This is a genomic window from Streptomyces sp. NPDC004327 (assembly GCF_042873935.1).
In the GTDB taxonomy this organism is placed as follows: Bacteria; Actinomycetota; Actinomycetes; order Streptomycetales; family Streptomycetaceae; genus Streptomyces.
This window is the reverse complement of the sequence record NZ_JBIAME010000002.1, coordinates 149,464-171,911: the sequence shown is the minus strand read 5'-3', so window position 1 is coordinate 171,911 and position 22,448 is coordinate 149,464. Positions and strand designations below refer to the sequence as shown.

Annotated in this window: 22 protein-coding genes; 4 read left to right on the top strand and 18 right to left on the bottom strand. The window is 73.9% G+C overall.

Annotated elements, in window-relative coordinates:
• Positions 1–4 precede the first annotated feature (4 nt).
• From ACFYU9_RS06860 to ACFYU9_RS06805, 12 genes are all read right to left on the bottom strand, one after another.
• Complete coding sequence (locus ACFYU9_RS06860; RefSeq protein WP_389343298.1) at positions 5–691, bottom strand: PT domain-containing protein; 687 nt, start codon at positions 689–691, stop codon at positions 5–7.
• 84 nt (positions 692–775) lie between these two features.
• A complete protein-coding gene (locus ACFYU9_RS06855; RefSeq protein ID WP_389206549.1) occupies positions 776–1,555 on the bottom strand; it encodes an HAD-IIA family hydrolase in 780 nt (259 codons plus the stop codon).
• Positions 1,556–1,635: 80 nt separating this feature from the next.
• Positions 1,636–3,177, bottom strand: coding sequence for an alkaline phosphatase family protein (locus tag ACFYU9_RS06850; RefSeq protein WP_389343295.1), 1,542 nt, complete (start codon positions 3,175–3,177; stop codon positions 1,636–1,638).
• A 174-nt stretch (positions 3,178–3,351) separates the two neighbouring features.
• Positions 3,352–4,413, bottom strand: a complete 1,062-nt coding sequence (locus ACFYU9_RS06845) for a 2-aminoethylphosphonate ABC transporter substrate-binding protein (protein ID WP_389206553.1) — start codon at positions 4,411–4,413, stop codon at positions 3,352–3,354.
• A gap of 36 nt (positions 4,414–4,449) precedes the next feature.
• Positions 4,450–5,253, bottom strand: a complete 804-nt coding sequence (locus tag ACFYU9_RS06840; RefSeq protein ID WP_389206555.1) for an ABC transporter permease — start codon at positions 5,251–5,253, stop codon at positions 4,450–4,452.
• Entirely contained in the window at positions 5,240–6,208 is a 969-nt protein-coding gene (locus ACFYU9_RS06835) for a 2-aminoethylphosphonate ABC transporter permease subunit (RefSeq protein WP_389343292.1), read from the bottom strand. Before ACFYU9_RS06835 ends, ACFYU9_RS06840 begins: the two co-directional genes overlap by 14 nt.
• The gene (locus ACFYU9_RS06830; protein WP_389206558.1) at positions 6,201–7,289 is read right to left on the bottom strand and encodes an ABC transporter ATP-binding protein; all 1,089 of its coding nucleotides are present in this window, start codon (positions 7,287–7,289) and stop codon (positions 6,201–6,203) included. Before ACFYU9_RS06830 ends, ACFYU9_RS06835 begins: the two co-directional genes overlap by 8 nt.
• Positions 7,286–7,972, bottom strand: a complete 687-nt coding sequence (locus tag ACFYU9_RS06825) for a phosphonatase-like hydrolase (RefSeq protein ID WP_389343289.1) — start codon at positions 7,970–7,972, stop codon at positions 7,286–7,288. The genes ACFYU9_RS06830 and ACFYU9_RS06825 overlap by 4 nt, the downstream gene beginning before the upstream one ends.
• 5 nt (positions 7,973–7,977) lie before the next feature.
• Positions 7,978–9,099, bottom strand: a complete 1,122-nt coding sequence (locus tag ACFYU9_RS06820; protein ID WP_389343286.1) for a TIGR03364 family FAD-dependent oxidoreductase — start codon at positions 9,097–9,099, stop codon at positions 7,978–7,980.
• Positions 9,100–9,234: 135 nt separating this feature from the next.
• Positions 9,235–9,951 (bottom strand): GntR family transcriptional regulator, encoded by a 717-nt coding sequence (locus ACFYU9_RS06815; protein ID WP_389206763.1) that lies wholly within the window; start codon positions 9,949–9,951, stop codon positions 9,235–9,237.
• A 160-nt stretch (positions 9,952–10,111) separates the two neighbouring features.
• Positions 10,112–11,053 carry a hypothetical protein gene (locus tag ACFYU9_RS06810; RefSeq protein ID WP_389343283.1) on the bottom strand — a complete coding sequence of 314 codons (942 nt, stop codon included), beginning with the start codon at positions 11,051–11,053 and terminating at the stop codon, positions 10,112–10,114.
• A 493-nt stretch (positions 11,054–11,546) separates the two neighbouring features.
• Entirely contained in the window at positions 11,547–12,827 is a 1,281-nt protein-coding gene (locus tag ACFYU9_RS06805; RefSeq protein WP_389343280.1) for an ROK family protein, read from the bottom strand.
• Between the two features lie 56 nt (positions 12,828–12,883).
• Here ACFYU9_RS06805 and ACFYU9_RS06800 point away from each other — a divergent pair, with 56 nt between their 5' ends.
• Together ACFYU9_RS06800 and ACFYU9_RS06795 are read left to right on the top strand one after the other, a co-directional pair.
• Positions 12,884–13,972, top strand: a complete 1,089-nt coding sequence (locus ACFYU9_RS06800) for a Gfo/Idh/MocA family oxidoreductase (RefSeq protein WP_389343277.1) — start codon at positions 12,884–12,886, stop codon at positions 13,970–13,972.
• On the top strand, positions 13,969–14,469 hold the full coding sequence (locus ACFYU9_RS06795) for a heme-degrading domain-containing protein (protein WP_389343274.1): 501 nt from the start codon (positions 13,969–13,971) through the stop codon (positions 14,467–14,469). Before ACFYU9_RS06800 ends, ACFYU9_RS06795 begins: the two co-directional genes overlap by 4 nt.
• Positions 14,470–14,504: 35 nt before the next feature.
• Here the strand turns inward: ACFYU9_RS06795 and ACFYU9_RS06790 are convergent, their stop codons facing one another.
• The 5 genes from ACFYU9_RS06790 to ACFYU9_RS06770 all read right to left on the bottom strand — a co-directional run bounded on the left by ACFYU9_RS06790 (position 14,505) and on the right by ACFYU9_RS06770 (position 18,991).
• Positions 14,505–16,058, bottom strand: coding sequence for a choice-of-anchor A family protein (locus ACFYU9_RS06790; RefSeq protein ID WP_389343271.1), 1,554 nt, complete (start codon positions 16,056–16,058; stop codon positions 14,505–14,507).
• 163 nt (positions 16,059–16,221) lie between these two features.
• A complete protein-coding gene (locus tag ACFYU9_RS06785) occupies positions 16,222–17,079 on the bottom strand; it encodes a fumarylacetoacetate hydrolase family protein (protein WP_389343268.1) in 858 nt (285 codons plus the stop codon).
• 165 nt (positions 17,080–17,244) lie between these two features.
• The gene (locus ACFYU9_RS06780) at positions 17,245–17,991 is read right to left on the bottom strand and encodes a YidC/Oxa1 family membrane protein insertase (RefSeq protein ID WP_389343265.1); all 747 of its coding nucleotides are present in this window, start codon (positions 17,989–17,991) and stop codon (positions 17,245–17,247) included.
• 91 nt (positions 17,992–18,082) lie between these two features.
• Complete coding sequence (locus ACFYU9_RS06775; RefSeq protein WP_389206578.1) at positions 18,083–18,394, bottom strand: DUF6412 domain-containing protein; 312 nt, start codon at positions 18,392–18,394, stop codon at positions 18,083–18,085.
• Between the two features lie 63 nt (positions 18,395–18,457).
• Positions 18,458–18,991, bottom strand: a complete 534-nt coding sequence (locus tag ACFYU9_RS06770; RefSeq protein ID WP_389206580.1) for a winged helix-turn-helix transcriptional regulator — start codon at positions 18,989–18,991, stop codon at positions 18,458–18,460.
• A gap of 142 nt (positions 18,992–19,133) precedes the next feature.
• Here ACFYU9_RS06770 and ACFYU9_RS06765 point away from each other — a divergent pair, with 142 nt between their 5' ends.
• Positions 19,134–20,546, top strand: a complete 1,413-nt coding sequence (locus tag ACFYU9_RS06765) for an MFS transporter (protein ID WP_389343262.1) — start codon at positions 19,134–19,136, stop codon at positions 20,544–20,546.
• Here the strand turns inward: ACFYU9_RS06765 and ACFYU9_RS06760 are convergent.
• On the bottom strand, positions 20,536–21,306 hold the full coding sequence (locus tag ACFYU9_RS06760) for a class E sortase (protein ID WP_389343259.1): 771 nt from the start codon (positions 21,304–21,306) through the stop codon (positions 20,536–20,538). The two genes, ACFYU9_RS06765 and ACFYU9_RS06760, sit on opposite strands and share 11 nt — an antisense overlap.
• Before the next feature lie 62 nt (positions 21,307–21,368).
• Between ACFYU9_RS06760 and ACFYU9_RS06755 the strand changes: the two genes are divergently transcribed.
• Positions 21,369–22,367: an SEC-C metal-binding domain-containing protein gene (locus ACFYU9_RS06755; RefSeq protein ID WP_389343256.1), complete on the top strand. Its 999-nt coding sequence runs from the start codon at positions 21,369–21,371 to the stop codon at positions 22,365–22,367.
• Positions 22,368–22,448 lie beyond the last annotated feature (81 nt).

The following is a 22,448-nucleotide window of genomic DNA, read 5'->3' as shown; positions in this document are numbered from 1 at the left end:
TCCCTCAGTCCGCGCCGGGGCCCGGGCGCGAGTCGCCCCGGCGGCGGGCGCTGCGGAAGGCGACGGCCACCGCGGCGAGGGCGGCCATGCCGAAGCCCAGGAGGGTGTACGGGGCACCCAGGCCCTCCTCGCTCGCGGTCTGCGCCACGCCGGGCGCGGCCGGGGCGGCGAAGGCGGCGGTGCCGCCGCCGCCCGCGTGGACCGGCGCGATCGGGGACGAGTGGCCGGTCGGCCGGTGCGCGGGCTGATGCCCGGGCCGCTGCGCGGCCTGCCCGGTGGGCTGCCCGGTCGGCTGCCCTGCGGGCTTCCCGCTCGGCTGTCCGGCCGGCTTCTGGTGGCGCCCGACCCGGAGCGTGCCGACGGCGTCGTGGTCATGGCCGTCGCAGGTCACGCTGATCTCGTACGTGCCCTCCTCCAGGCCCGAGCGCACCCGCGCGCCGCCGGCCAGCGCGCTCGTGCCGCCGCCACGGGCGGAGAGCTCGGCGTCCGCGACGAACGCCGGCGACTTCGCCGCGCCGGTGGGGCCGCCGCACCCCGTGACCCGGACGTCGACATCGGCGCCGGGCGCGGCCGCGGCCGGGGTGACGGCGGCCTCGACGCCGTCGTGGGCGAGGGCGGTGCCCGCCGTGGGCGCGAGCACCAGCACCAAGGCCGCCCCCGCGGCACGGAGAGCGATGGGACCTGAACGCATGGTGACCTCCTGGTACTGGCAGGGTCACCCCGTTTGGGCCGTTCCGCATCCCGGGGGATCCGGCCGGGGCCCGGGCGCGGGTCTTCAGATCCGGTCGACGAGGTCCGCGATCGACTTCACGATCTTCGACGGGCGGAACGGGTAGCGGTCCACCTCCGCCTGCGTCGTCAGCCCGGTCAGCACCAGGAAGGTCTGCATGCCCGCCTCCAGGCCGGCCAGGATGTCGGTGTCCATCCGGTCGCCGATCATCGCGCTGGACTCGGAGTGCGCGCCGATCGCGTTCAGGCCGGTGCGCATCATCAGCGGGTTCGGCTTGCCCGCGAAGTACGGCTCCTTGCCCGTCGCCTTGGTGATCAGCGCGGCGACCGAACCGGTGGCCGGCAGCGGGCCCTCCAGGGAGGGGCCGGTCTCGTCGGGGTTGGTGCAGATGAAGCGGGCGCCCGCGTTGATCAGCCGGACCGCCTTGGTCATGGCCTCGAAGGAGTACGTGCGGGTCTCGCCGAGGACCACGTAGTCGGGGTCGTGGTCGGTGAGCACGTAGCCGATGTCGTGCAGCGCGGTGGTGAGGCCGGCCTCGCCGATGACGTACGCCGTGCCGCCGGGGCGCTGGTCGTCGAGGAACTTGGCGGTGGCGAGGGCAGAGGTCCAGATGTTCTCGACGGGGACCTGGAGCCCCATGCGGGAGAGCCGCGCGTGCAGGTCGCGGGCGGTGTAGATCGAGTTGTTGGTGAGGACCAGGAAGGGCTTCCCGGTCTCCCGCAGCTTCGTGATGAAGGCATCGGCGCCGGGGATCGGCACGCCCTCGTGGATGAGGACGCCGTCCATGTCGGTGAGCCAGGATTCGATCGGCTTGCGCTCTGCCATGGGTGCGGGACTCCTGACGTGCAAACGTGCAACCTACTGGGGGCGACGCGACGACGCTGTGGCGACGCCCCCAGCCTAGGTCAGGAAGTGCGGATGCCGACCCCGTCGATCACCCAGTACCAGTTGTTGGACCCGGTGTAGCGGAAGCGGAAGCTGACGCTGGAGGCGCCGGGCGGGACCGCGACGGTGACCGACTGGGGCTGCGAGACCACGTCGGCCGTGTAGCTCTTGACGACCGTCGGCGTGCCGCCGTTGAAGCTCGCCAGGATCTGGGCGGTCTGGGCGCCCTCCTGGCGGTAGAAGGTCGTGAAGTCGAGGGTCACGCGGGTGGCGCCGGTGACCGCGTACGCCGGGCTGACGAGGGTGGAGTCGTAGGTGCCGGAGAACGTCTTGTCGGCCCACTCGTCGGAGTCGGCGACCGCGAACACGCCGCGGGCGCGGACGTTCAGCTCGCGGGACTGGTCGCGCTGGGCGCGGGACCAGAACTCGTCGGTGGCGAAGGACCAGCCGCGCCACTCGGCGACGCCGCCCGTGCCCATGGCGTTGTTGATGACCGACCAGCCGCTGGGCGCGGTGTGGGTGAAGCCGAGGACGCCGGCCGGGATGCCGGTCTCGTCGACGCGGCCGGCGAGCGAGCCGTACAGCCCGTCGAAGGGGTCCGTGGAGCGCTGCTGGACCGGCTTGCCGTCCAGGCCCCAGGCCGGGTCGGGGGTGATGCCGAGCTGGTGGAAGACGGTGGCGGCGACGTCGACGAGCCGGGTGTCGATCGGCCGGGCGCCGGCCGCGATGCCGGGGCCCTGGGCGAGGACGAAGGTGCGCCGTTCCTCGATGCTGGAGCCGCCGTGGCCGCCGGGGTCGGTGTGGCCGTGGTCGGTGGCGACGATGACGGTCCAGCGCTCGTCGGCGTACGTGGGCCGGGCCTCGATCGCGGCGAGGAGGCGGCCGAGGTAGCCGTCCTGGACGTCGATGGCGTCGGTGTACTTGGGGCTGGCGGCGCCGTAGGTGTGGCCGATCTCGTCGGTCTCGCCGAAGTAGACGAAGAGGACGTCCGGGTTCTGGTTGCGCAGGACGTCCTCGGTGATGTCGGTGATCGCGAGGTCGTTGACCGCGTAGTCGTTGTTGTGGACGACCTTGGCGTCGGCGCCCGGCGTGACCGTGCCGTAGGTGTCGAGCTCGGGCCAGTCGACGGCGGCGAAGAGCGAGAGCTCGGGGCGGATCTGGTGCAGGCGGGCGAGGAAGCCGGGGTACTGGGTGTAGTTGCGGCCGGTGAAGGTGTTGTCCTTCACGCCGTGCTTGTCGGGCCACACGCCGGTGGAGATGGTCGACCAGCCGGGGCCGGAGAGGGTGCCGGCCATCGGGTTGGCGTAGAGGAGCGAGAGGCCGTAGGTCCCGCCCGCCATCAGGGACTTGAGGTTGGGGGCCTTGGCGGCGTCGATGCGGTCGTACCGCAGGCCGTCCATGCCGACGAAGAGCACCTTGTCCTTGCTGGTGCCGTCGGGGAGCGTCGGGGCGGCGGTCGCCGCGTGGGCGGCGGGGGCGGTCGCCAGGCCGGTGGCGGCGAGGGCGGCGGTGGCACCGGTGGCGGCGAGCACGGTGCGGCGGGATATGCCGTCGAGGGGCATGTCGAAGTCCTCCGTGAGGCGTTGACGGGGGTACGCGCACGTCAACGCCCCTGATTCCTCAGGGGCGTTGAGCTTCGTGAAGCTTTGGTCCGTACCCGTTATCATTCCGCGACAATGAGCCGCGGTGAAAGGGGGCTGCGGTGAAAGGGCGGGCTGCGGTGAACTCTCAGGTGGTCAGCTGCCGGTCGCGGACTTCCACGCGTCCACGTACGACGTCAGGTTCTTGTCGATGTCCGCCCAGTCCGGCTCGAACACCTCGACGCCCGACATCAGCTTCGCCAGCTCGATCGCGTTCGCGTCCGTGGTCTTCACGTCCTTGCGGGCCGGGAAGCCGCCGCCGATCGCGCTGACCTGGCGCTGGGCCTGCTCGCTCAGCATGAAGTCGAGGAGCTTCTTGCCGTTCTCGGTGTGCGGGGCGTCGTTCACCAGGCCGGCGGCGTACGGCAGGGCGAACGTGGTCGGCTTGCCGCCGTCCTTCGCCGGGAACCAGATGCCGAGGTTCGGCATGGACTTGGCCTGCGCGAAGTTCATCTGGACGTCGCCGTTGGCGACCAGGATCTCGCCCTTGTCGACCTTCGGGGCGAGCTTGGAGGTGGAGGAGGACGGGCCGACGTTGTTGGTCTGGAGCTTCTTCAGGTACTCCATGGCCTGGTCCTTGCCGCCGAAGTCGTGCATGGCCTTGATGAGCACGGCGGTGCCGTCGCCCGCGACGCCCGGGGTGGAGTACTGCACCTTGTTCTTGAACCTGCCGTCGAGCAGCTGCTCCCAGGTGGTGGGCGCCGGCGTCAGCTCCTTCTTGTTGTGGACGAAGCCGAAGTAGTTGTCGACGACGGAGACCCACTTCCCGTCGCTCGCCTTGTCGGCGCCGCCGACCTGGTCGGAGCCCTGCGGCGCGTACGCCTGGAGCAGCCCCTTGGAGTCGGCCTGCTGGATGAACGGCGGGAGGGTGACGAGGACGTCGGCCTGGGTGTTGGACTTCTCGCGGGCGGCGCGCTGCACCATCTCGCCGGAGCCGCCCTCGACGTACTTCACCTTGATGCCGGTCTGCTTCTCGAAGTCCTTGAAGACCTTGTCGTACCAGCCGTCGCCCGCCTCGCCCTTGAGGCCGTCGGCGCTGTAGACGGTGACGACCTTCTCGCCGGAGGCGGCGTCGGAGGAGCCGCCGCAGGCGGTGAGGGTGGCGGCGAGGGCGAGGCTGCCGGTGACGGCGGCGATCGGCTTGACGTACGTACGCATAACGTCGTTCTCTCCAGGGTGAGTCACGGGGGTGAGTTATCTGTACGAGGCTCTGGTGCGGATACGGGAGACGGCGAGCAGGACGAGGAGCGTCGCCGCCATCAGGACCACCGCGAGCGCGGAGCCGGTGAAGAGCGAACCGCGGTCGGTGGACGTGAAGATGAGCACCGGCAGCGGCAGCCAGTCCGGCGGGTAGAGCATCATCGTGGCGCTCAGCTCGCCCATGGACAGGGCGAAGCAGAGCCCCGCCGCCGCGTTCAGCGACGGCAGCAGGAGCGGCAGCCGGACCCTGAGCAGGACGTACGAGGGCCGGGCGCCGAGGCTGGCGGCGGCCTGCTCGTACATCGGGTCGAGACGCAGGATGGCGGCCGAAACCGACTGGTAGGCGAACGCCGTGACAAGAACGGTGTGCGCGAGGATCACGATCCAGCGCGTGCCGTTGAGCAGCAGCGGCGGCCGCGAGAAGGCGACCAGGACGGCGAGTCCGACGACCACCGACGGCACCGCCACCGGCAGCATGAACAGCGCGTCGAGGACCTTCCGGCCGATCCCCCGCGCGCGCAGGGACGCGGCGGCGAGCGCGGCCCAGGTGCCGGTGGTCAGCGCGAGCAGGCTCGCGAGGACGGCGGTGACCAGGCTGGTGGTGAGCGCCTCCAGCGACTCGCCGCGCACGGCGGCCGCGTAGTGGGCGGTGGTCGGCCCGGAGGGGAAGGCGCCGGACCAGTGGGTGGAGAAGGAGGCGGCGAGGATGACGAGGAGGGGCAGGGCGAAGAGCGGGACGAAGAGCACCGCGAAGAGCGCCCAGACGCCCCAGCGCCCGGCGCGGCTATGCACCAGCACGACGGAGCCTCCCTTCTGAGGGCCGCCCTCGCAGGGTCCGGCGCCGGGGCGCCCCACCCGCGTCGGACGGCTGCGCCGGCCTCCGGCCGCCGGACGTGGTCACGGCCCGGTAGACCGTGTAGAGGCCCACGGAGATCGCGACGTTGACGACGGCGACCACGCAGGCGGCCGCGTAGTCGGATTCGAGGATGGCCTTGCCGTAGACGAGCATCGGCAGGGTCGTGACGCCCTTGGCGCCGGTGAAGAGCACGATGCCGAACTCGTTGAGGCACAGCACGAGGACGAGGCTGCCGCCGGCGGCGAGGGCCGGGAGCGCCTCGGGCAGGATCACCCGGCGCACGATCCGCAGCGGGCGGGCGCCGAGGGAGGACGCCACCTCCAGCTGCGCGGTGTCGAGCTGTGAGAAGGCGGCGAGCAGCGGCCGCATCACGAACGGCGTGAAGTACGTGATCTCGGCGAGCAGCACGCCCCACGGCGTGGTGAGGAACTGGAACGGGCCGGTCCCGGCGGGGGCTCCGGTGACGTCCGTCCACACGCCGTTGGCCATGCCGACCGTGCCGTAGACGAAGAGCAGCGCGAGCGTGATCAGGAAGGACGGGAAGGAGAGGAAGACGTCGATGAACTTCGCGACCGCCTTGCCGCCGGGGAAGGGCACGAAGGCAATGACGAGCGCGAGGACGAAGCCGAGGAGCAGGCAGCCGGCGGTCGCGGCCACGGCCAGCCACACGGTGGTGACGAGCGCGTCGCGGAACGAGGCCGAGGCGAAGACCTGGGCGTACGCGCCGGGGGCGAGGGACTCGCGGACGACGAGCGCGAGCGGGTAGAGGAAGACGACGGCGAGGGCGAGGACGGGCGGGAGGGCCCGGAGCAGCTTCGCCGAACCGCCCCTCTCCGGCGCGGAGTCGGCGGCCGTCCGGCGCCGTCCGCCGCTCGCCGTGAGCGCGGGGCTAGCCATCGGTCACTCCGGAGGCGAGGAGCACCGCGTCCTCGGGGGCGAAGTGCAGCGTCACCTCGTCGCCGAGCGCCGGCGTCTCGCGCAGCTCCCGGACGTCCGCCTTCACGCGGTGGCCCGCGCCGGGGCCGGAGCCCACCTCGACGTACAGGCGGTGGGTGGCGCCGCGCCACTGGACCTCGGCGATGCGGCCGGTGAGGGCGTTGGGGCCGGGGCCGAGGCCCACGAGATGCGGGCGCACGCACAGGGTGGCGGTGGCGCCGGGGGCGGCCGCGTCGGCTCCGTCGACCTTCAGCGGGGCTCCGTCGGCGCCGTCGAGCCTGACCCCCTCCGGGCCGACCGTCACCGGCAGCAGGTTGGCGTTGCCGACGAAGGAGGCGGTGAACTCGGTGCGGGGCCTGCGGTACAGCTCCTGCGGGGTGCCGCAGTCCTGGAGCCGGGCGCGGTCCATGACGGCGATGCGGTCGGCGAGGGTGAGCGCCTCGACCTGGTCGTGGGTCACGTACAGGATGGAGACGTCGGGCAGCTCGCGGTGCAGCCGGGCCAGTTCGGCGAGCATGCCGGAGCGGAGCTGGGCGTCGAGCGCGGACAGCGGCTCGTCGAGGAGGAGCACGTGGGGGCGGATGGCGAGGGCGCGGGCGATGGCGACGCGCTGCTGCTGGCCGCCGGAGAGCTCGCGCGGGTAGCGCTTGGCGTAGGCCGCCATCCCGGTCATCTCCAGGGCCTCGGCGACCCGGCCGGGGATCTCGGCCTTGGGTGCCTTCCGCGCCTTGAGGCCGAAGGCGACGTTGTCGTCGACCCGCATGTGCGGGAAGAGCGCGTACTGCTGCACGACCATGCCGATGCCCCGCTTGTGCGGCGGGAGTCCGGTGACGTCGCGGTCGCCGATGAACACCCGCCCGGCCACCGGCCGGACGAATCCGGCGACGGCGCGCAGGGCGGTGGTCTTGCCGGAGCCGGACGGGCCGAGCAGGGCCATGACCTCGCCGGGTTCGACGGTGAGGTCGAGGTGGTCGAGGACGGTGTGGCCGTTGTACGCGACGCAGACGCCGTCGAAGCGGATGCCGCTGGCTGCGCCGCTCATCCTTCGTACTCCCCGATGAGGGACGGGAGTTCGGCGACCGAGGACAGGACGTGGGTGGCGCCGTGTTCCTTCAGCGCCTGCTCTTCGTGGGCGCCGGTGAGGACGCCGGCGACGATCCCGGCGCCGGAGCGGGTGCCGCTGAGCATGTCGTACGAGGTGTCGCCGGCGACCGCGACCCGGCGGACGTCGTCGACGGCGCCGGTGCGCAGGAACGCGGCGAGGACCATGTCGGGGTACGGGCGGCCGCGGCCGCCGGCGTCGGCCGGGCAGAGCGTGAGGTCGACGAGCCCCCGCCAGCCGAGGGCGTCGAGGATGGCGTCCTGGGTGACCCGGGCGAAGCCGGTGGTCAGGACGACGGTCCGGCCCTGCTCCTTGAGGGTCGCGATGGCCTCGGCGGCGCCGGGGATCGCGGCGATGCGGCCGCCGGCGACCAGCTCTCCGTACGCCTCCTCGAAGGCCAGGTTGGCCTCCTCGGCGCGCTGCTCGTCGCCGCCGAGGAGGTGGCGGAAGACGGAGATCTTGGACTCGCCCATGGTGGCTCGGACGTAGTCGATCATCGTGGCCGGGTCCTCGCCGAGGCGCTCGGCGGCGGCCGTGAACGCCTGCTCGACGAGGCCGCCGTCGGCGACGGTGGTGCCGGCCATGTCCAGGACGATCAGGTCGGTCGTGGGGTGCGCGGTCATGGTGTTCACCAGCCCAGTTCGTTCGCGGTGGTCTCGGCTATGGCGGGCGAGCAGGTCATGCCGCGGCCGCCGGGCCCGGTCACCAGCCAGACGGCGTCGCGCACCCGCTGGCGGTGGACGACCCGGCTGGTGTCGGTGCACTGCGCGTACACGCCGGCCCAGCGCCGGCGGATCCTCGGCAGCGGGCGGCCGAGCAGGGACTCGACGACGCGGACGAGGTGCTCGTACGGCTCCTCGACGGTGTCGAAGGCGAAGGGGTGCTCGTACTCGTGGGTGTCGCCGATGGTCAGCCCGCCGTCGAGGCGCTGCACCATGAGCAGCTGCATCTTGTGGGCGGCGGCGGTCGGATCCTGCTCCTGGCCCGCGTTGAGCGCGTCCAGGGCCGACGAGGCGTACGCCGGGTAGTAGCGGAACGAGTCGGCGTCGGCGACGGAGGTGGTCAGCGGCTCGCCCAGCGGGTCGGTCTGCATCATCTGGAGCCGGACCCGGCGCACCGGTATCTCGCCGGCGACCTCGCGGACCAGGCCGGAGAGCCAGGCGCCGGTGCACAGGACGACGGCGTCGCCGGTGTGGACGTCGCCGCGGTCGTCGCGGACCGCGTTCTCGCCGACGACCTCGCGGACCTCGCGGTTCGGCAGGAACGTGTAGCGGCCGGTGGCGAGCAGCGCCTCGCGCAGGGCGAGCTGGGCCGTGCGGGGCTCGACGGCGGCGTCGCGCTCGCACCACAGGGCGGCGTCGAACTCGCCGCGCAGGGCCGGGTTGATCTCCCGCGCCTCGGCCGGGGTGAGCAGCTTGTAGCCGCGGGCGGCGGCGTCGTCACGGGCCAGGGCGGCCTCGGCGACGGCGAGTTCGAGCGCGCCGCGGACCGGGGTGAGCGAACCGATCGCCCGGAAGCCCAGCCCGGGGACGCGGGCGCCGATGCCCTCCCACAACTCCCGGGCGCGCAGGGCGGTGTCGAGTTCCTCCCCGCCCGCGCGCCCGCTGACCCAGATCTGGCCGAAGTTGCGGAGCGAGGCTCCGCGCGCCTCCGCCTCGCGCTCGATGTGGACGACCTCATGGCCGCGTTCGACTGCCTGCCAGGCGTGCATGGTGCCCACCACGCCTGCTCCTACGACGATCACCTTCATGACGAACACGGTCGGGGCGACGGATGACCCGGGCAGGACCGGTTGGCGACGGGACGGTGAACGGCCCGACAAGCTTGGACTAGACCCGTTATCTCTCTGTGATATTCGGTGCCCGGGACAGGGGGAGGAATGGGGTCAGTCCTGGCGGCCGAGGTGTGTGGTGAAGCTGAACCGGTCGCCCCGGTAGAGCGTGCGCACCCGTTCGAGCGGCCGGCCGGCCGTGTCGCGCGAGACGCGGTGGATGAGCAGCATCGGCAGCGCGGGCGGGGTGCCGACGAGCAGCGCCTCGCGCGGGGTCGCGAGCACGGTCTCGATCCGCTCGTCGGCGTCCCCGAAGACCACGCCGAGGCGGTCGTGCAGATAGGCGTAGAAGGAGGAGTCCGGGTCGAAGTCGGCGTCCAGGCGCGGGGCGCGGGCCTCGGAGACGTACGTGCTCTCCAGGCCGACCCGCTCGTCGTCGGCCAGCAGCACCCGCTCCATGTGCCAGACGGCCTCGCCGGGCGCCACGCCGACCTCGGGGGCCAGCGCCTCCGGGCAGGGGAACCGGTCGAGGGAGATCAGCGCACGGCCCGGCCGGCGGCCCTGGCGGCGCACGCCCTCGGTGTAGCTGGCAAGGCTCAGCGGCTGCTCCAGCTTGGGTCCGGCGACCACGGTCCCCCGCCCCTGCCGCCGCAGCCGCCCCTCCAGGAGCAGCTCGCGCAGGGCCTGGCGGACGGTCTCCCGCGACACCTCGTACCGCACGGCGAGGTCCCGCTCGGTCGGCAGCAGGCCGCCCTCGCCCAACTCGTCTATCAACGCGGCGACTTTGGCCTTCACCGCGTAGTACTTCGGGATGCGGCCGTGCTCCGGGATGCCCGAGCGGACCGGGGCGCCAGGGGTGTTGCCGGGGGCACCGGGCGTGTTGCCGGGGGCGCCGGTGCTGTCACCTGGGGTGTTTCCGGGGGCGTTTCCGGGGGCGTTTCCGGGGGTGCTCTGTTTCTCCACGTTCTCCACGCGGTGATCGTCGCAGACGTCAGTGAACGGAAAGACGTACGGAGCGTGGCCCGCGGATGCGCCGGCGTCGCGCGAGCAGCACGAGCGCGACGCCCGTCGCGAGGAGCGCGGCGGAGACCGGGGCGACCTTGAGGGCGGACTCGCGTCCCGTATGGGCGAGTTCGGGAAGTCCGGGACGTACGGGAAGTCCGGGACGTACGGGAGGCTCGGAGAGGCCGGGCGTGGTGCCGGGATCCGAGCGGGGATCCGTGCCGGTGCCGGGGGCGCGGCCGGCGGTGGACGAGGGGTCCGGGGCGGGCGCGGTCGGATCGGCGCGCGGGACGGTCGGGAAGGTCTCGTCGTGCGGGTCGGCGGGCCCGATCGTCAGCACGTAGTCGCCCGACTCGCCCACCCAGTCGCCGTCCTCGCCGCGCTTCTGCACGACGGCCGCGTTGACCACGACCTCGTCGGGTGCGGCGTCGGCGCTGAAGGAGAGCCGTACGGGAACGGTGAGCGTACGGCCCGCCGGCACCGCGAAGCCCGGGAAGGCGGGCGTCCCGTCGAGGCCGGCCCGGCTCGCGTCGAACACGCCGACGCTCTCGGCCTGGTCCGTTCCCTCGAAGGCCACCGGCCGCCACACCCGGGCCTCCGCGTCGTAGAACTCGGCCCGGATCTGCGTCGGCCGCAGCGCCCGTTCGCGGTCGGTCAGGACCAGCACGGGGTGGATGTCCCGGCAGGCCAGGGCGGTGGTGTTCGTCAGGTCCAGGTTCCAGGTCCGGAAGCCGCCGCCCGCCGGATAGTCGGCGGGACCGCCGTGGATCCGCGTGACCAGCGGGAAGTCCGGCGCGTTCGCCGCCCCGCACGCGGGCGCCACGGCACGGGCCGGCGGGCCCTGGGCCTCGGCGGCGGGCGCCATCAGCAGGGCGACGGCCGTGGTGGCGGCGAGGGCCAGGGCGTTGCGCGGCCGCAAGGGGGCTCGCATGAGGGCTCGCATGAGGGCGGTGCCTTTGCTGCTCGCGGACGTGCGGGTCGCCGCGACGCTGCCACGCGGGGCGGGGCGGGGAGGACAGCGACGCGGCGGGGGCGACGGGGTCCGTCCGTACGCGCGCCGGATTCCGCTCGATCAGCCTATTTTCGGGTTTTCCGATGTCTCGGGTGCGGGGGTCCGGGGTCCGCCGACTCCGGAGGGCCGGGGTCCGGAGGGCCCGGGGGCCGGAGGCCCGGGGGCCGGAGGCCCGGGGGCCGGGGTCCGGAGGCCCGGGGTCCGGAGGCCCGGGGTCCGCCGACTCCGGAGGCCCGGGGGCCGGGGTCCGCAGGCCCGGAGGCCCGGGGGCCGGGGCCCGGAGGCCCGGAGGCCCGGGGGCCGGGGTCCGGAGGCCCGGAGGCCCGGGGGCCGGGGTCCGGAGGCCCGGGGTCCGGAGGGCCGGGGTCCGCCGACTCCGGAGGCCCGGGGGCCGGGGCCCGGAGGCCCGGGGCTACTTGCCGAAGAGCGGGGCGAGGATCAGCTGGGCCGCGCCCTCCGCGACCGCGTACGGGCCGGCGGCCACGGCCACGTCCGCCGGGAGACCGAGGCCGGCGAGCACCTCGCGGGTGCCGCGGGCGTAGGTGTCCGGGGCGGCGAGGACCGCGCGGCCGCCGAGCAGCACGCGCTCGATGTCGAGCAGCCGGACCAGGTTGGCGGCGCCGGTGCCCAGGACGCGGGCCGCCTCGGCCAGGTCGCCGCGCGCGAGCGCCGTCAGGCAGAGCACCTCCAGGCAGCCGCGGCCGCCGCAGTCGCAGGGCGGCCCGTCGAGCTGGACGGTCTGGTGACCGAGCTCCCCGGCGCCGGTCCTGCCGCCGCGCAGCACCGCGCCGCCGAGGACGAGGCCAGCGCCCAGGCCCGTACCGAGGTGGACGTAGGCGAAGGAGTCGGGCGCGCCGGGGCGCAGGGCGAGGCCGAGGGCGGCGGCGTTGGTGTCCTTGTCGAGGGCGACGGGCAGCCCGAGCCGCCGGGCCAGCTCCTCGCGGAGCGGGAAACCGTCCCACTCGGGGAAGCCGGTGACACGGCCGGGCGTGCCGGTCAGGTGGTCGAGCGGCCCGGGCATCGCGACCCCGACGCCGAGGATCGCGCCACCCCGGATCGGGGTTCCGGGGGCGGCGGGTCCGGGGATGGCGGCACCCGGCACCTCGGCTCCTGGGACTGCGGCTCCGGGGACTGCGGCTCCCCGCACCGCGGCTCCCGGGATCACGCCTCCCGGCATCGCACTTCCTGGGGTCGGGGCTCCCGGGATCGCCGCTCCCTGGCCGCCTCCCCCCTGGGCCCCATCACCCCGCACCCCTCCCCCTTCCGCATGGGCGAGGGCGGTCAGGGCCGCCACCTCGGCGCGGGCCGCCGTGAGGACCGGTTCGGCGCCGGCGCCGAGGTCGAGCGGGGCGTGGCGGGCGGCGACCCGCTCGCCCGCGAGGTCGAGCAGGACGGCGGTCAGCTCGTCGCGGTCGAGCTGGAGCCCGATCGCGTACGCCGCCTCCGGCACGAGCCGCAGCGCGGTCGCCGGCTTGCCGCCGGTGGAGGCGCGGCGCCCGGCGTCGGCGGCCAGGCCCTCGGCGCGCAGCCGGGCGGTGATCTTGCTGACGGCCTGCGGGGTGAGGCCGGTGCGGGCGGCGAGTTCGAGGCGGCTGATGCCGTCCTGCCCCGCCGTGCGCAGCAGATCGAGCACCAGCGCCGCGTTGTGGCTGCGCAGTGCCGGCAGATTGGCCCCACCCGTGTCCCTGTTCACCAGGCCATTGTGCCTGTCGCTTGCACTTCGGCAACAGCGTTGCCAAAGTGGTGGGCATGACTTCCCCCGCCTCACCCTCCGCCCCGCTCCGGGTCGGACTCGTCGGCTACGGCCTCGCCGGTTCCGTCTTCCACGCCCCGCTGATCGCCGCCTCCCCCGACCTCGTCCTCGACACGGTCACCACCGGCAACCCCGAGCGCGCCGCGCAGGCCCGTGCCGAGCACCCCGGGGTGCGGGTCGCGGCGTCGGCCGAGGAGCTGCTCGCGCGGGCGGACGAGCTCGACCTGGTCGTGGTCGCCTCCCCCAACAAGACCCACGTGCCGGTCGCCACCGCCGCCCTGGAGGCCGGCCTGCCCGTCGTCGTCGACAAGCCGCTCGCCGCGACCGCCGCCGAGGCGCGCGCCCTGGCCGCCCTCGCCGACGAGCGCGGGCTGCTGCTCTCCGTCTTCCAGAACCGCCGCTGGGACAACGACTTCCGCACGATCCGGGCGCTGCTCGCCGACGGCTCCCTCGGCGAGGTCCAGCGCTTCGAGTCCCGCTTCGAGCGCTGGCGCCCGCAGCCCAAGGGCGGCTGGCGCGAGTCGGGCGCGCCGGAGGAGATCGGCGGGCTGCTCTACGACCTCGGCAGCCACGTCGTCGACCAGGCCCTCGTCCTCTTCGGCCCGGCCGTCCGCGTGTACGCCGAGTCCGACGTCCGCCGCCCCGGCGCCGAGGCCGACGACGACACCTTCATCGCGATCACGCACGCGAACGGCGTCCACTCCCACCTGTGGGTCTCCGCCACCACCGCCCAGCTCGGCCCCCGTTTCCGGGTGCTCGGCCGGAAGGCCGGCTACGTGAAGTACGGCCTCGACCCGCAGGAGGCCGCGCTGCGCGAGGGCCTGCGCCCCGAGCCCGGCACGGCGTGGGGCGAGGAGCCGGAGGAGCTGTGGGGCCGGCTCGGCGCGGGCGAGTCGCCGCTCACCGGCGGCGGCGCCCCCGTCGAGACCCTGCCCGGCGACTACCCCGCCTTCTACGCGGCCGTCGCCGCCGCCCTGCGCGGCACCGGCCCCAACCCGGTGACGGCGCACGAGGCCGCCGCCGCCCTCGACGTCCTGGAGGCCGCGCGGAAGTCGGCCCGCGAGGGCGGGGCGGTGGCCCTGTGAGCACGAGCCCCGCGCCTTCCGCCGACGCACTGGAGGAGCTGGCGGCCCAGGAGGCCCGCCTGGTCCTGCCCCGCTTCACCTACGAGGACGCCTGGACGCTCGGCACGGTCCTGGCCGAGCTCGCGCGAGAGCGCCGGGCGCCCGTCGCCATCGACGTACGGCGCGGCGCCCAGCAGCTCTTCCACTGCGCGCTGCCCGGGTCCAGCGCCGACAACGACGCCTGGATCGACCGGAAGCGGCGGGTCGTCGAGCGGTACGGCGTGAGCTCGCTGCTCGTCGGCACCCGCTTCCGCGTCAAGGGCACGACCTTCGAGGAGTCCTCGCGCCTCGACCCCGACCGGTTCGCGGCGCACGGCGGCTCGTTCCCGATCGCGGTGGCGGGCGTCGGCGTCGTCGGCGCGGTCACCGTCTCGGGCCTCCCGCAGGTCGAGGACCACGCGCTGGTGGTCCTCGGCCTGGAGCGGCTGCTCGAGTCGTACGGCTCTCAGGGCGCGTAGGACGCGTAGGACGCGTACGACTCGTAGGGCGCCGGCTAGGCGGTGCGGCGTCGGCGGCGCGCGACCGACACCAGGACACCGCCGCTGACGGTGAGGGCGAGGGCCATGGTGCCCATGACGACCTTGCCGGCGGCGGATCCGGAACCGGTGTCGGGGAGTTCACCGCCGCCGGAGGTGTGACCGCCGGTGACGTGACCGCCGGTGTCCGCGCCGCCGGAGGTCAGCCCTCCGTCGGTCGCGCCTCCGTCGGTCGCACCGCCGGTCGTCGCGCCTCCGTCCGTACCGCCGTCACTCGACCCGCCGTTCGCGGTGCCGCCGTCACTCGACCCACCGTTCGTGCCCGAGTGGGTGGGGCTCGGGGTGGGAGTGGGGGTCGGGGTGGGAGTCGGGGTTGGGGTCGGAGTCGGGGTTGGGGTCGGGGTTGGGGTCGGGGTCGGGGTTGGGGTTGGAGTCGGCGTGGGGGTCGGCGTCGGAGTCGGGGTTGGCGTAGGAGTCGGCGTCGGCGTCGGCGTCGGCGTCGGGGTCGGCGTCGGCGTAGGAGTCGGAGTCGGCGTCGGCGTGCTCCCGTCGCAGTCGGGCAGTTCGCCGTCGAACGGGTACGCGTGCAGTTCCTGCCCGCCGCCTCCGCCGATCCGCGAGGCGTGGGTGAGTGATCCGCTCGTGTAGAAGCGCCCGTTCATGCCGGGCAGCGTCACGGTCGCGGTGCTCGCCGGGTCGCCGACGAGGACGCTGCCGTCGAGCTGGCCGCTGCCCTCGAAGATCACGTCCGTCGCGTCAGGGAAGTTCCACAGCAGCCGCTCGCGCAGCCCGTCCGGGAAGGCGCCGACGTAGGTGTCGACGGTCCGGCGCCTGCCGAGGAGGTTGACCAGGACGGTCGCGTCGGCCGGGATGCCGGTGAACCGGATGCCCTGCGTGCCGCCGGTCCTCGACTCCAGGTCGAAGGAGACGTCGAAGACCTGGAGGGCGGACTTGCCGTCGCCGGTGAAGACGGTCTCGCTGCCGTTGTTGACGGCGGTGCCGGTCGCGGTGCGCGGCCCGCCCGCCACGTACGCGTAGCAGCGGCTGGCCGTGGTCAACTGGTCGCGCAGGCCCTTGTACCGTTCGGCGGCCCTGGGGTCGGCGACCGCCTTGGGGCTGACCGTACCGGTGAGGGTGCCTCCGTACCGTACGACTCCGTGCGTCGTGCCCTCCTCGGCGAGCAGGCGCTGGCCGGCCGCGACGGTGACGTCGCCGCCGGTGGTGAGGAAGTCGGTGCCGTTGTCGGGCGGGACGCGTGAACCGACGCCCGCGACACCGACGTTGTAGACCTGCGAGACGCCCTCGCGCTTGTTCATGTCGAAGCCGCCCAAGACCACGATCTTGCCCTCGGCCTCGGCCGCCGCCTGTCCGACGTGGAAGTCGCCGCCGACGAAGACGTTGATGTTGTTGTCGCGGCCGGCGACGGAGCCGTTGTTGACCTCCGGGTACGGAGAGGGGCAGCTGCCCGGCAGGCACGGACCGAGGCCGCCGGGAAGCGGGTCGGCGAGGGCGGCCGTGGCGGGGGCGAGGGCTCCGACGATCGCGGCGGCCACCACGGCCGTCGCTGTCACCCGACGGTGACGACTCATCACATATGCACACATATCCGGCAATATGCAGAATGCGGCCGTTCGAGGCGACGCCCCACGCGCGGAGCGGGCGGGGCGTCGCCCGAACGCCTCACGGACGGGCCGGAACACGGGCCGGAGCGCGGGCCGGAGCGCAGCCCCGGGCTCAGGCGTCCTTCAGCTCCTGGCGCTGCCGGCCGAGGCCCTCCACCTCCAGCTCGACGACGTCACCCGCGCGCAGGTACGGCTTCGGGTCGGGCCGGCCCATGGCGACGCCCGCCGGCGTACCGGTGTTGATGACGTCGCCGGGGTAGAGCGTCATGAAGCGGCTGACGTAGCGGACGACCTGCGCGACCGGGAAGATCTGGTCGGAGGTGTGGCCGTCCTGCTTGAGCTCGCCGTTGACCCACAGCCTGAGCCCGAGGGCCTGCGGGTCGGGGACCTCGTCGGCGGTGACGAGCCAGGGGCCGAGCGGGTTGAAGGTCTCGCAGTTCTTGCCCTTGTCCCAGGTGCCGCCGCGCTCCAGCTGGAACTCGCGCTCGGAGACGTCGTGGGCGACCGCGTATCCGGCGACGTGGGCGAGGGCCTCCTCGTCGGTCTCCAGGTAGCGGGCCGTGCGGCCGATGACGACGGCGAGCTCGACCTCCCAGTCGGTGCGGGTCGAGCCGCGCGGTACGAGCACGGTGTCGTCCGGGCCGACGACGGTGTCGGCGGCCTTGAGGAAGACGACGGGCTCGGCGGGGGTGGCCTGCCCGGTCTCGGCGGCGTGGCCGTGGTAGTTCAGGCCGATGCAGACGACCTTGCCGATGCGGCCGACCGGCGGGCCGGTCCGCAGGCCGGCCGGGTCGAGCGCGGGAAGCACGCCCGCGGCGAGCGCGGCGCGGATCCGGTCGAGGGCGGCGCCGTCGGAGAGCAGCCCGCCGTCGATGTCGTCCACGAGCGCGGACAGGTCGCGCAGCGTCCCGTCCTGGTCAAGGAGCGCGGGCCGCTCGGCGCCCGCAGGCCCGACACGCAGCAGCTTCATGGTCTTCTCCTCTGATACCTCAGGTACCTCTGGTCGAGGTGGCCCGCCGGCGGTCGCCGTGCGGGCCGCGGTGAGCCCCGGCCGATGGAGTGCGGCCATCGGAGGATTGGTCGATCCTCCAAGAAGACGGGTCAGTCTGCAAGACCCCGTTCACACCCTGGACCCTTACGCGGCGGTAACAAGGGTCTGCGCGGTCGGCATGTCCCGGTAGAGGAAGGCGCGCTCGACGGCGGTCCAGGTGGTGCTGGTGACGATGTAGAGCGCGGCGGCGAGCGGGACGACCGCGACCGAGATGAGGGTCGCGAAGGAGAGCAGCGGCAGGTACTTGGTCATGGCGGCGACGGCCCCGGCGCTGGGCTGGTCGTCGGCGACGGGCGTCACGGGGTTGAGGGCCTGCTGGCGCTTGGTGCGCAGGTAGGTGTACGTGGCGACGGTGGCGACGATCGCGAAGAGGACGACGTAGACGAGGCCGGCCGAGCCGAGCAGGCCGCCCTTGCCGAGCGCGTCGGCGAAGTGGCCGCCGAGGGGGGCGCCGAACAGGCTGTGATCGGCCATCCGTCCGCTGGAGAAGACGTGGAACATCAGGAAGAAGGCCGGTGCCTGGAGCAGGCTGGGCAGGCAGCCCGCGAAGGGCGAGACCTTCTCCTCGGCGTGCAGCTCCATGATCGCCTTCTGGAGCTTCTCGGGGTTCTTGCCGTGCTTCTTGCGCAGCTCTGCGAGTTGCGGGGCGAGCCGGGTGCGGGCCTTCTGGCCGCGGGCGGCGGCGCGGGAGAGCGGGTGGATCGCGAGCCGTACGGCCATCGTGAACAGGACGATGGCGGCGGCGGTGGAGGCGCCGGCGAAGAGCGGGCCGAGCAGGTCGGCGAGGTGCTCGACCAGATTGGCGAAGCCGTCGAAAAGGGACTGGAACATGGGAGCCCTCCGTGGGGTCTCGTCGTGCCGGGAAGGTGCTTTTCGGCAGGACGGAACCGCGTGGAGGGGCGAGAGTTCGCTCCGCTGCTCTCTACGCGGCCGTCAGGAGGGCACGGCCGGGCGCCCGGGGCCTGCGGCGGCCCGCGGCGTCGGGGTCGCGTTGCGGCAGGAAGGCGGTGCGCAGGGCGCGTTCGCGCAGGGCGGTGCGGACCCGGGTGGGCGGTACGGGCAGAGCCGTACGGCCGCCGACGGTGAAGGCGCAGAGGAAGGCGGTCGCGGCGACGGCGAACGCGGCGGACAGGCCGCCGCCCATGCCGCCGGAGCTGTCGGAAAGCAGCAGGTCGGCGAGGGCGAGAAGGAAGAGGAGCGGCGCGAGGACACGCAACAGGAACCCGCGGCTCATGCCTTCTCCTTTCGGCTCGCGCGCTTGCACATCTTCCGACCGTTATACAGGACGCCGCCGGGGCTACGAGAGTTCCGCCGGCTCCAGCGGGACGAGCAGGCGGCGCGGCCGCAGGAGGGCGCGGCCGACCGGGTCGGCGGGGTCGGAGTCGACTCCGGCGCCGGGCCGCATCTCGATGTCGGCGGGGTGGACGGGGATCCGGCAGGCCGGGCACTCGCCGTAAGCGCCGAGTTCGGTGCCGCAGTCGACGTGGTGGAAGTGGCGTACGGGCACGGCGCCGGGCAGCTCCTCGCGCCCCCACCGCCCGAGCGAGCGCAGGACGGGCCACAGGCCGATGCCGCGCTCGGTGAGCACGTACTCGTCGCGCGGCGGCGACTCCTGGTAGCGCCGCTTGTCCAGGACGCCGGCCTCGACGAGGGCCTGGAGGCGGGCGGCGAGGACGGCGCGGGGGGCGCCGAGGTGGACGAGGAAGTCGTTGTAGCGGCGGACGCCGTAGAAGGCGTCGCGCACGACGAGCAGGGTCCAGCGCTCGCCGATGACTTCGAGTGCGCGGGCGATGGAGCACTGCTGGGTCGCGTAGTCCTTGCCGAGGGCCATGGGGACGAGTGTACCGGGGTGGGTTCATTGATTGAACCTGTGCTGCTACGGTGGCACCCACGACAAGGTTCAGTGAACGAACCTACGAATGCCCGCCCCTGCCGGCCCGCCGATGCCGACCTACGGATGCCGAGGTCCCGCCATGCCCCAGCCCGACGCCGCAGCAGCGACGCCCGCCACCTCCGTGAGGGATGGACGGGCACTCGGTCCGAAGGCGCACCGTCCCGGCGCCACCCTTGCCGTCACCAGCGCCGCCACCGCGCTCACGCTGATGAACTACACGGCGCCGATGCTGACCCTGCCGAGCATGGCCCGCGCGTTCGGCACCCCCGCCTCCGCCCAGGCGTGGCTGCTCAACGGCACCCCGCTCGGCCTCGCCGTCCTCCTCCTCGTCGCCGGCAGCCTCGCCGACGACCACGGGCGGCGCCGGGTCTTCCTCCTCGGCACCCTCGCCCTCGGCCTGACCACCGCCCTCGGCGGCTTCGCCGGGTCCACGCTCACCTTCACCCTCGCCCGCGTCGCCCAGGGCGCGGCGAGCGCCGCCGTGCTCGCCGCCAGCCTCGGTCTGCTGGCGCACGCGTACCCGGCCGGCGCGGACCGGATCCGGGCGACCGGGGTGTGGGGCGCGTTCGTCAGCGCGGGCATCGCGCTCGGCCCGCTCCTCGCGGGCGGCCTGAGCAGCCTGGCCGACTGGCGGCTCACGTACGAGGCGCTGGCCGCCGGCACGCTGGTGGTCGCCGCGCTCGGCACCCGTACCCTCGCCGAGTCCCGCGCCCCGCGCCCGGGCCGGCCGGACATCGCGGGCGCGCTGACCCTGGGCCTGGCCCTGGCGGCGGCGCTCACGGCGCTGACGCTCGGCCGGGACGGCTGGCTGCGCCCGTCGGTGGGGCTGCTGGCGGTCGCGGCCGTCGTGCTGACGGCGGTGTTCGTGGCGGTCGAGCGGCGGAGCCGTGCGCCCATGATCGACCTGTCCCTGTTCCGCCGCCCGGCGTTCCGGGCGGCGACGGCGGGCGCGCTGTTCACCGGCCTGGCCGTGATCGGCTTCTTCAGCGTGCTGCCGGCGCTGCTGCAGCGCGGGGCGGGGCTCTCCCCTCTGACCACCGCGTGGCTGTTCCTCCTGTGGTCGGGCACGGCGTTCGTGGTGGCGCTGCAGACGCGGCGCCTCGCGGGACGGGTCTCGCCGGCGTACCAGCTGGCGCTGGGCTTCGCCCTGTCGACGGCGGGTGTGCTGGGCCTGTTCGGCGCTCTGGAGGGGGCTTCCGTCGTCCGCCTGCTGCCCGGTCTGGTGGTGGCGGGCGCGGGCAGCGGCCTGCTGAACGCGGCGCTGCCGCGCCTCGCCGTCGACTCCGTGCCGCAGGAACGCGCGGCGATGGGCTCGGGCGCGAACAACACCGCCCGCTACATCGGCTCCTCCGCCGGCGTGGCCCTCGCCCTGGCCCTGTCGACGGCCGGCGCGGACGTGGCGCTGGTGGTGTCGGCGGTGCTGGGGCTGGCGGGCGCGGCGGTGACGCTCGGGGTGGCTCGGGGTGGGCGGGGCCAGGAAGTCAGGAGGTGACGAGCTTCGCCCAGACGACGAGCCGGTAGCGCGAGGTGAACTCGGGCGTGCAGGTGGTGAGGGTGAGGTAGCTGCCGATGTCGTCGTAGCCGTAGCCGGGCCGGTAGAGCGACCGGGGCACGGGGGCGATGACACCCGTGTCGTGGGGCGAGGTCTGCGGGAGGACCCGGTCGACGCGGTATTCGTACGTCCCGTCGCGGGTGCGGACGGAGACGGTGTCGCCTGGCCGGAGCCGGTTGAGATGGCGGAAGGGCTCGCCGTGGGTGTTGCGGTGCCCGGCGAGCGCGAAGTTCCCGGTCCGGCCGGGGGCGCCGGTGCCGGGGTAGTGCCCGACGTACCCCTGGTCGAGGACGGAGCGCTTGCCGACGCCGGGGGCGACGGGGACGGTGAGGGAGAGCCGGGGGATGCGGAGGACGGCGTAGGGACCGGGGCCGGGGTCGGCTTCTGTGGTGGGGGCCGGGTCGGGGCGGGCCGAAGGGGACACGGGATCGGGGGCGGGGACCGGGACCGGGACCGGGGCGGAAGGTGACGTCGTCACCGGGGGCGGAGGTGAGGAGTCCCACTGCTGCTCAAGGTTGCGCACTTCCCGCACGGCCTGGGCGCGGGCCTGCTGGTTGGTCCACCAGAGCTGCTGAACGACAAAGAGAAGGACGACAACGCCGCAGGTGACGAGCGCTTCGGCGCACGCCCAGAGCACGCGGCCGAAGGGCCTGCGCACCTGGACGACGACGGGACCTCGACCGCGCACCCTCGCTCGCACGCGGGCACGATAAATGCTGCGGCACCAACTCTCCAGGGCCGTACGGCAGTACGGTAAAAGGCATGCGCCCCGACATGCCTGCCGACCACACCACCGAAGCCGAGCGCCTGCTCCGCACCGCGGGGCGGTACCCGGAGGACCGGGAACCGCTGCTGCTGCGGGCGGCGGCGTACCTGGAGCTGGCGGGGGACCGAGAGCGAGCGACGAGCCTGTACGACGACCTGCTGTCGTCGTCCCCGGCCTCCCCCCTCCTGATCAGGTCGCTGAAGGCGTCGAACCTGTGGGAGTACGGCCACGAGGCGGAGGCGCGGGCGATCATCGAGGGCGTGCGCAGCGCCCGCCCGGAGGAGCCGGCGCCGTGGGAGATCGTGGCGGAGACGCTGGAGGCGCACGACGAGCTGGAGGAGGCGGAGGCGACGTTCACGGAGGGCGCGCGACTGCTGGTGGACCCGGCCGAGGAGATCTCGTACGCCGTCCAGTCCCTCCTGACCGGCCGCCACCGGGTCCGCCGCCTGCTCGCCCGGACGCACGACGAGTACGACACCCTCGCGGACGCGCTCCACACCGCGGACGTCCCCCTGGACGAGCTCCACGACCCCAAGCGCCTGTGGTCCCTCGGCTCCTCCGACCCGGCCGAACTCCAGGCCGAGATCACCCGCCTGCGCTCCGAACTCGGCTCCTACCGCACGGCCCTCTCCCGCCCCTTCCCGGTCGCCGTCCTCCACTGGCCGGAAGCCGAACTGGACGAGCTCCTCGCCGCCTACCCCGAGCTGGAGTCCGAGTACCCCACGTACCGGGCCCACCTCACCGACATCGAGGCCTCCCTCCGCGAACTCGCCGCCTCCGGCACCCCCAACCTCGGCATCGTCCCCGCCACCGTCCCCTCCTACGAAGCCTTCGCCGCCTCCGAATCCACCACCCCGTCCAACGCCGACCTCCTCCCCCAGTACGCGACGACCCTCGCGGCGCGGGGGCGAGCGACGGCGTGGCCGCCGGCGCGGGGTGCGGCGTGCTGGTGCGGGTCGGGGAGGACGTACGGGGGGTGCCACGGCGCGGACTGAGTTCCGGCACGGGTACGCAGCACAAAGGGCGACCTCCGCTTGGAGATCGCCCCTTTTGCAGTCCTTAACCCTTGGCTACCG

What these genes read in the sequence shown, in the direction of transcription:
- ACFYU9_RS06860 (WP_389343298.1), bottom strand. Translation starts at nt 691, where the DNA reads ATGCGTTCAGGTCCCATCGCTCTCCGTGCCGCGGGGGCGGCCTTGGTG.
- ACFYU9_RS06855 (WP_389206549.1), bottom strand. Translation starts at nt 1,555, where the DNA reads ATGGCAGAGCGCAAGCCGATCGAATCCTGGCTCACCGACATGGACGGC.
- ACFYU9_RS06850 (WP_389343295.1), bottom strand. Translation starts at nt 3,177, where the DNA reads ATGCCCCTCGACGGCATATCCCGCCGCACCGTGCTCGCCGCCACCGGT.
- ACFYU9_RS06845 (WP_389206553.1), bottom strand. Translation starts at nt 4,413, where the DNA reads ATGCGTACGTACGTCAAGCCGATCGCCGCCGTCACCGGCAGCCTCGCC.
- ACFYU9_RS06835 (WP_389343292.1), bottom strand. Translation starts at nt 6,208, where the DNA reads ATGGCTAGCCCCGCGCTCACGGCGAGCGGCGGACGGCGCCGGACGGCC.
- ACFYU9_RS06830 (WP_389206558.1), bottom strand. Translation starts at nt 7,289, where the DNA reads ATGAGCGGCGCAGCCAGCGGCATCCGCTTCGACGGCGTCTGCGTCGCG.
- ACFYU9_RS06825 (WP_389343289.1), bottom strand. Translation starts at nt 7,972, where the DNA reads ATGACCGCGCACCCCACGACCGACCTGATCGTCCTGGACATGGCCGGC.
- ACFYU9_RS06820 (WP_389343286.1), bottom strand. Translation starts at nt 9,099, where the DNA reads ATGAAGGTGATCGTCGTAGGAGCAGGCGTGGTGGGCACCATGCACGCC.
- ACFYU9_RS06810 (WP_389343283.1), bottom strand. Translation starts at nt 11,053, where the DNA reads ATGCGAGCCCCCTTGCGGCCGCGCAACGCCCTGGCCCTCGCCGCCACC.
- ACFYU9_RS06800 (WP_389343277.1), top strand. Translation starts at nt 12,884, where the DNA reads ATGACTTCCCCCGCCTCACCCTCCGCCCCGCTCCGGGTCGGACTCGTC.
- ACFYU9_RS06785 (WP_389343268.1), bottom strand. Translation starts at nt 17,079, where the DNA reads ATGAAGCTGCTGCGTGTCGGGCCTGCGGGCGCCGAGCGGCCCGCGCTC.
- ACFYU9_RS06780 (WP_389343265.1), bottom strand. Translation starts at nt 17,991, where the DNA reads ATGTTCCAGTCCCTTTTCGACGGCTTCGCCAATCTGGTCGAGCACCTC.
- ACFYU9_RS06775 (WP_389206578.1), bottom strand. Translation starts at nt 18,394, where the DNA reads ATGAGCCGCGGGTTCCTGTTGCGTGTCCTCGCGCCGCTCCTCTTCCTT.
- ACFYU9_RS06770 (WP_389206580.1), bottom strand. Translation starts at nt 18,991, where the DNA reads ATGGCCCTCGGCAAGGACTACGCGACCCAGCAGTGCTCCATCGCCCGC.
- ACFYU9_RS06765 (WP_389343262.1), top strand. Translation starts at nt 19,134, where the DNA reads ATGCCCCAGCCCGACGCCGCAGCAGCGACGCCCGCCACCTCCGTGAGG.
- ACFYU9_RS06755 (WP_389343256.1), top strand. Translation starts at nt 21,369, where the DNA reads ATGCGCCCCGACATGCCTGCCGACCACACCACCGAAGCCGAGCGCCTG.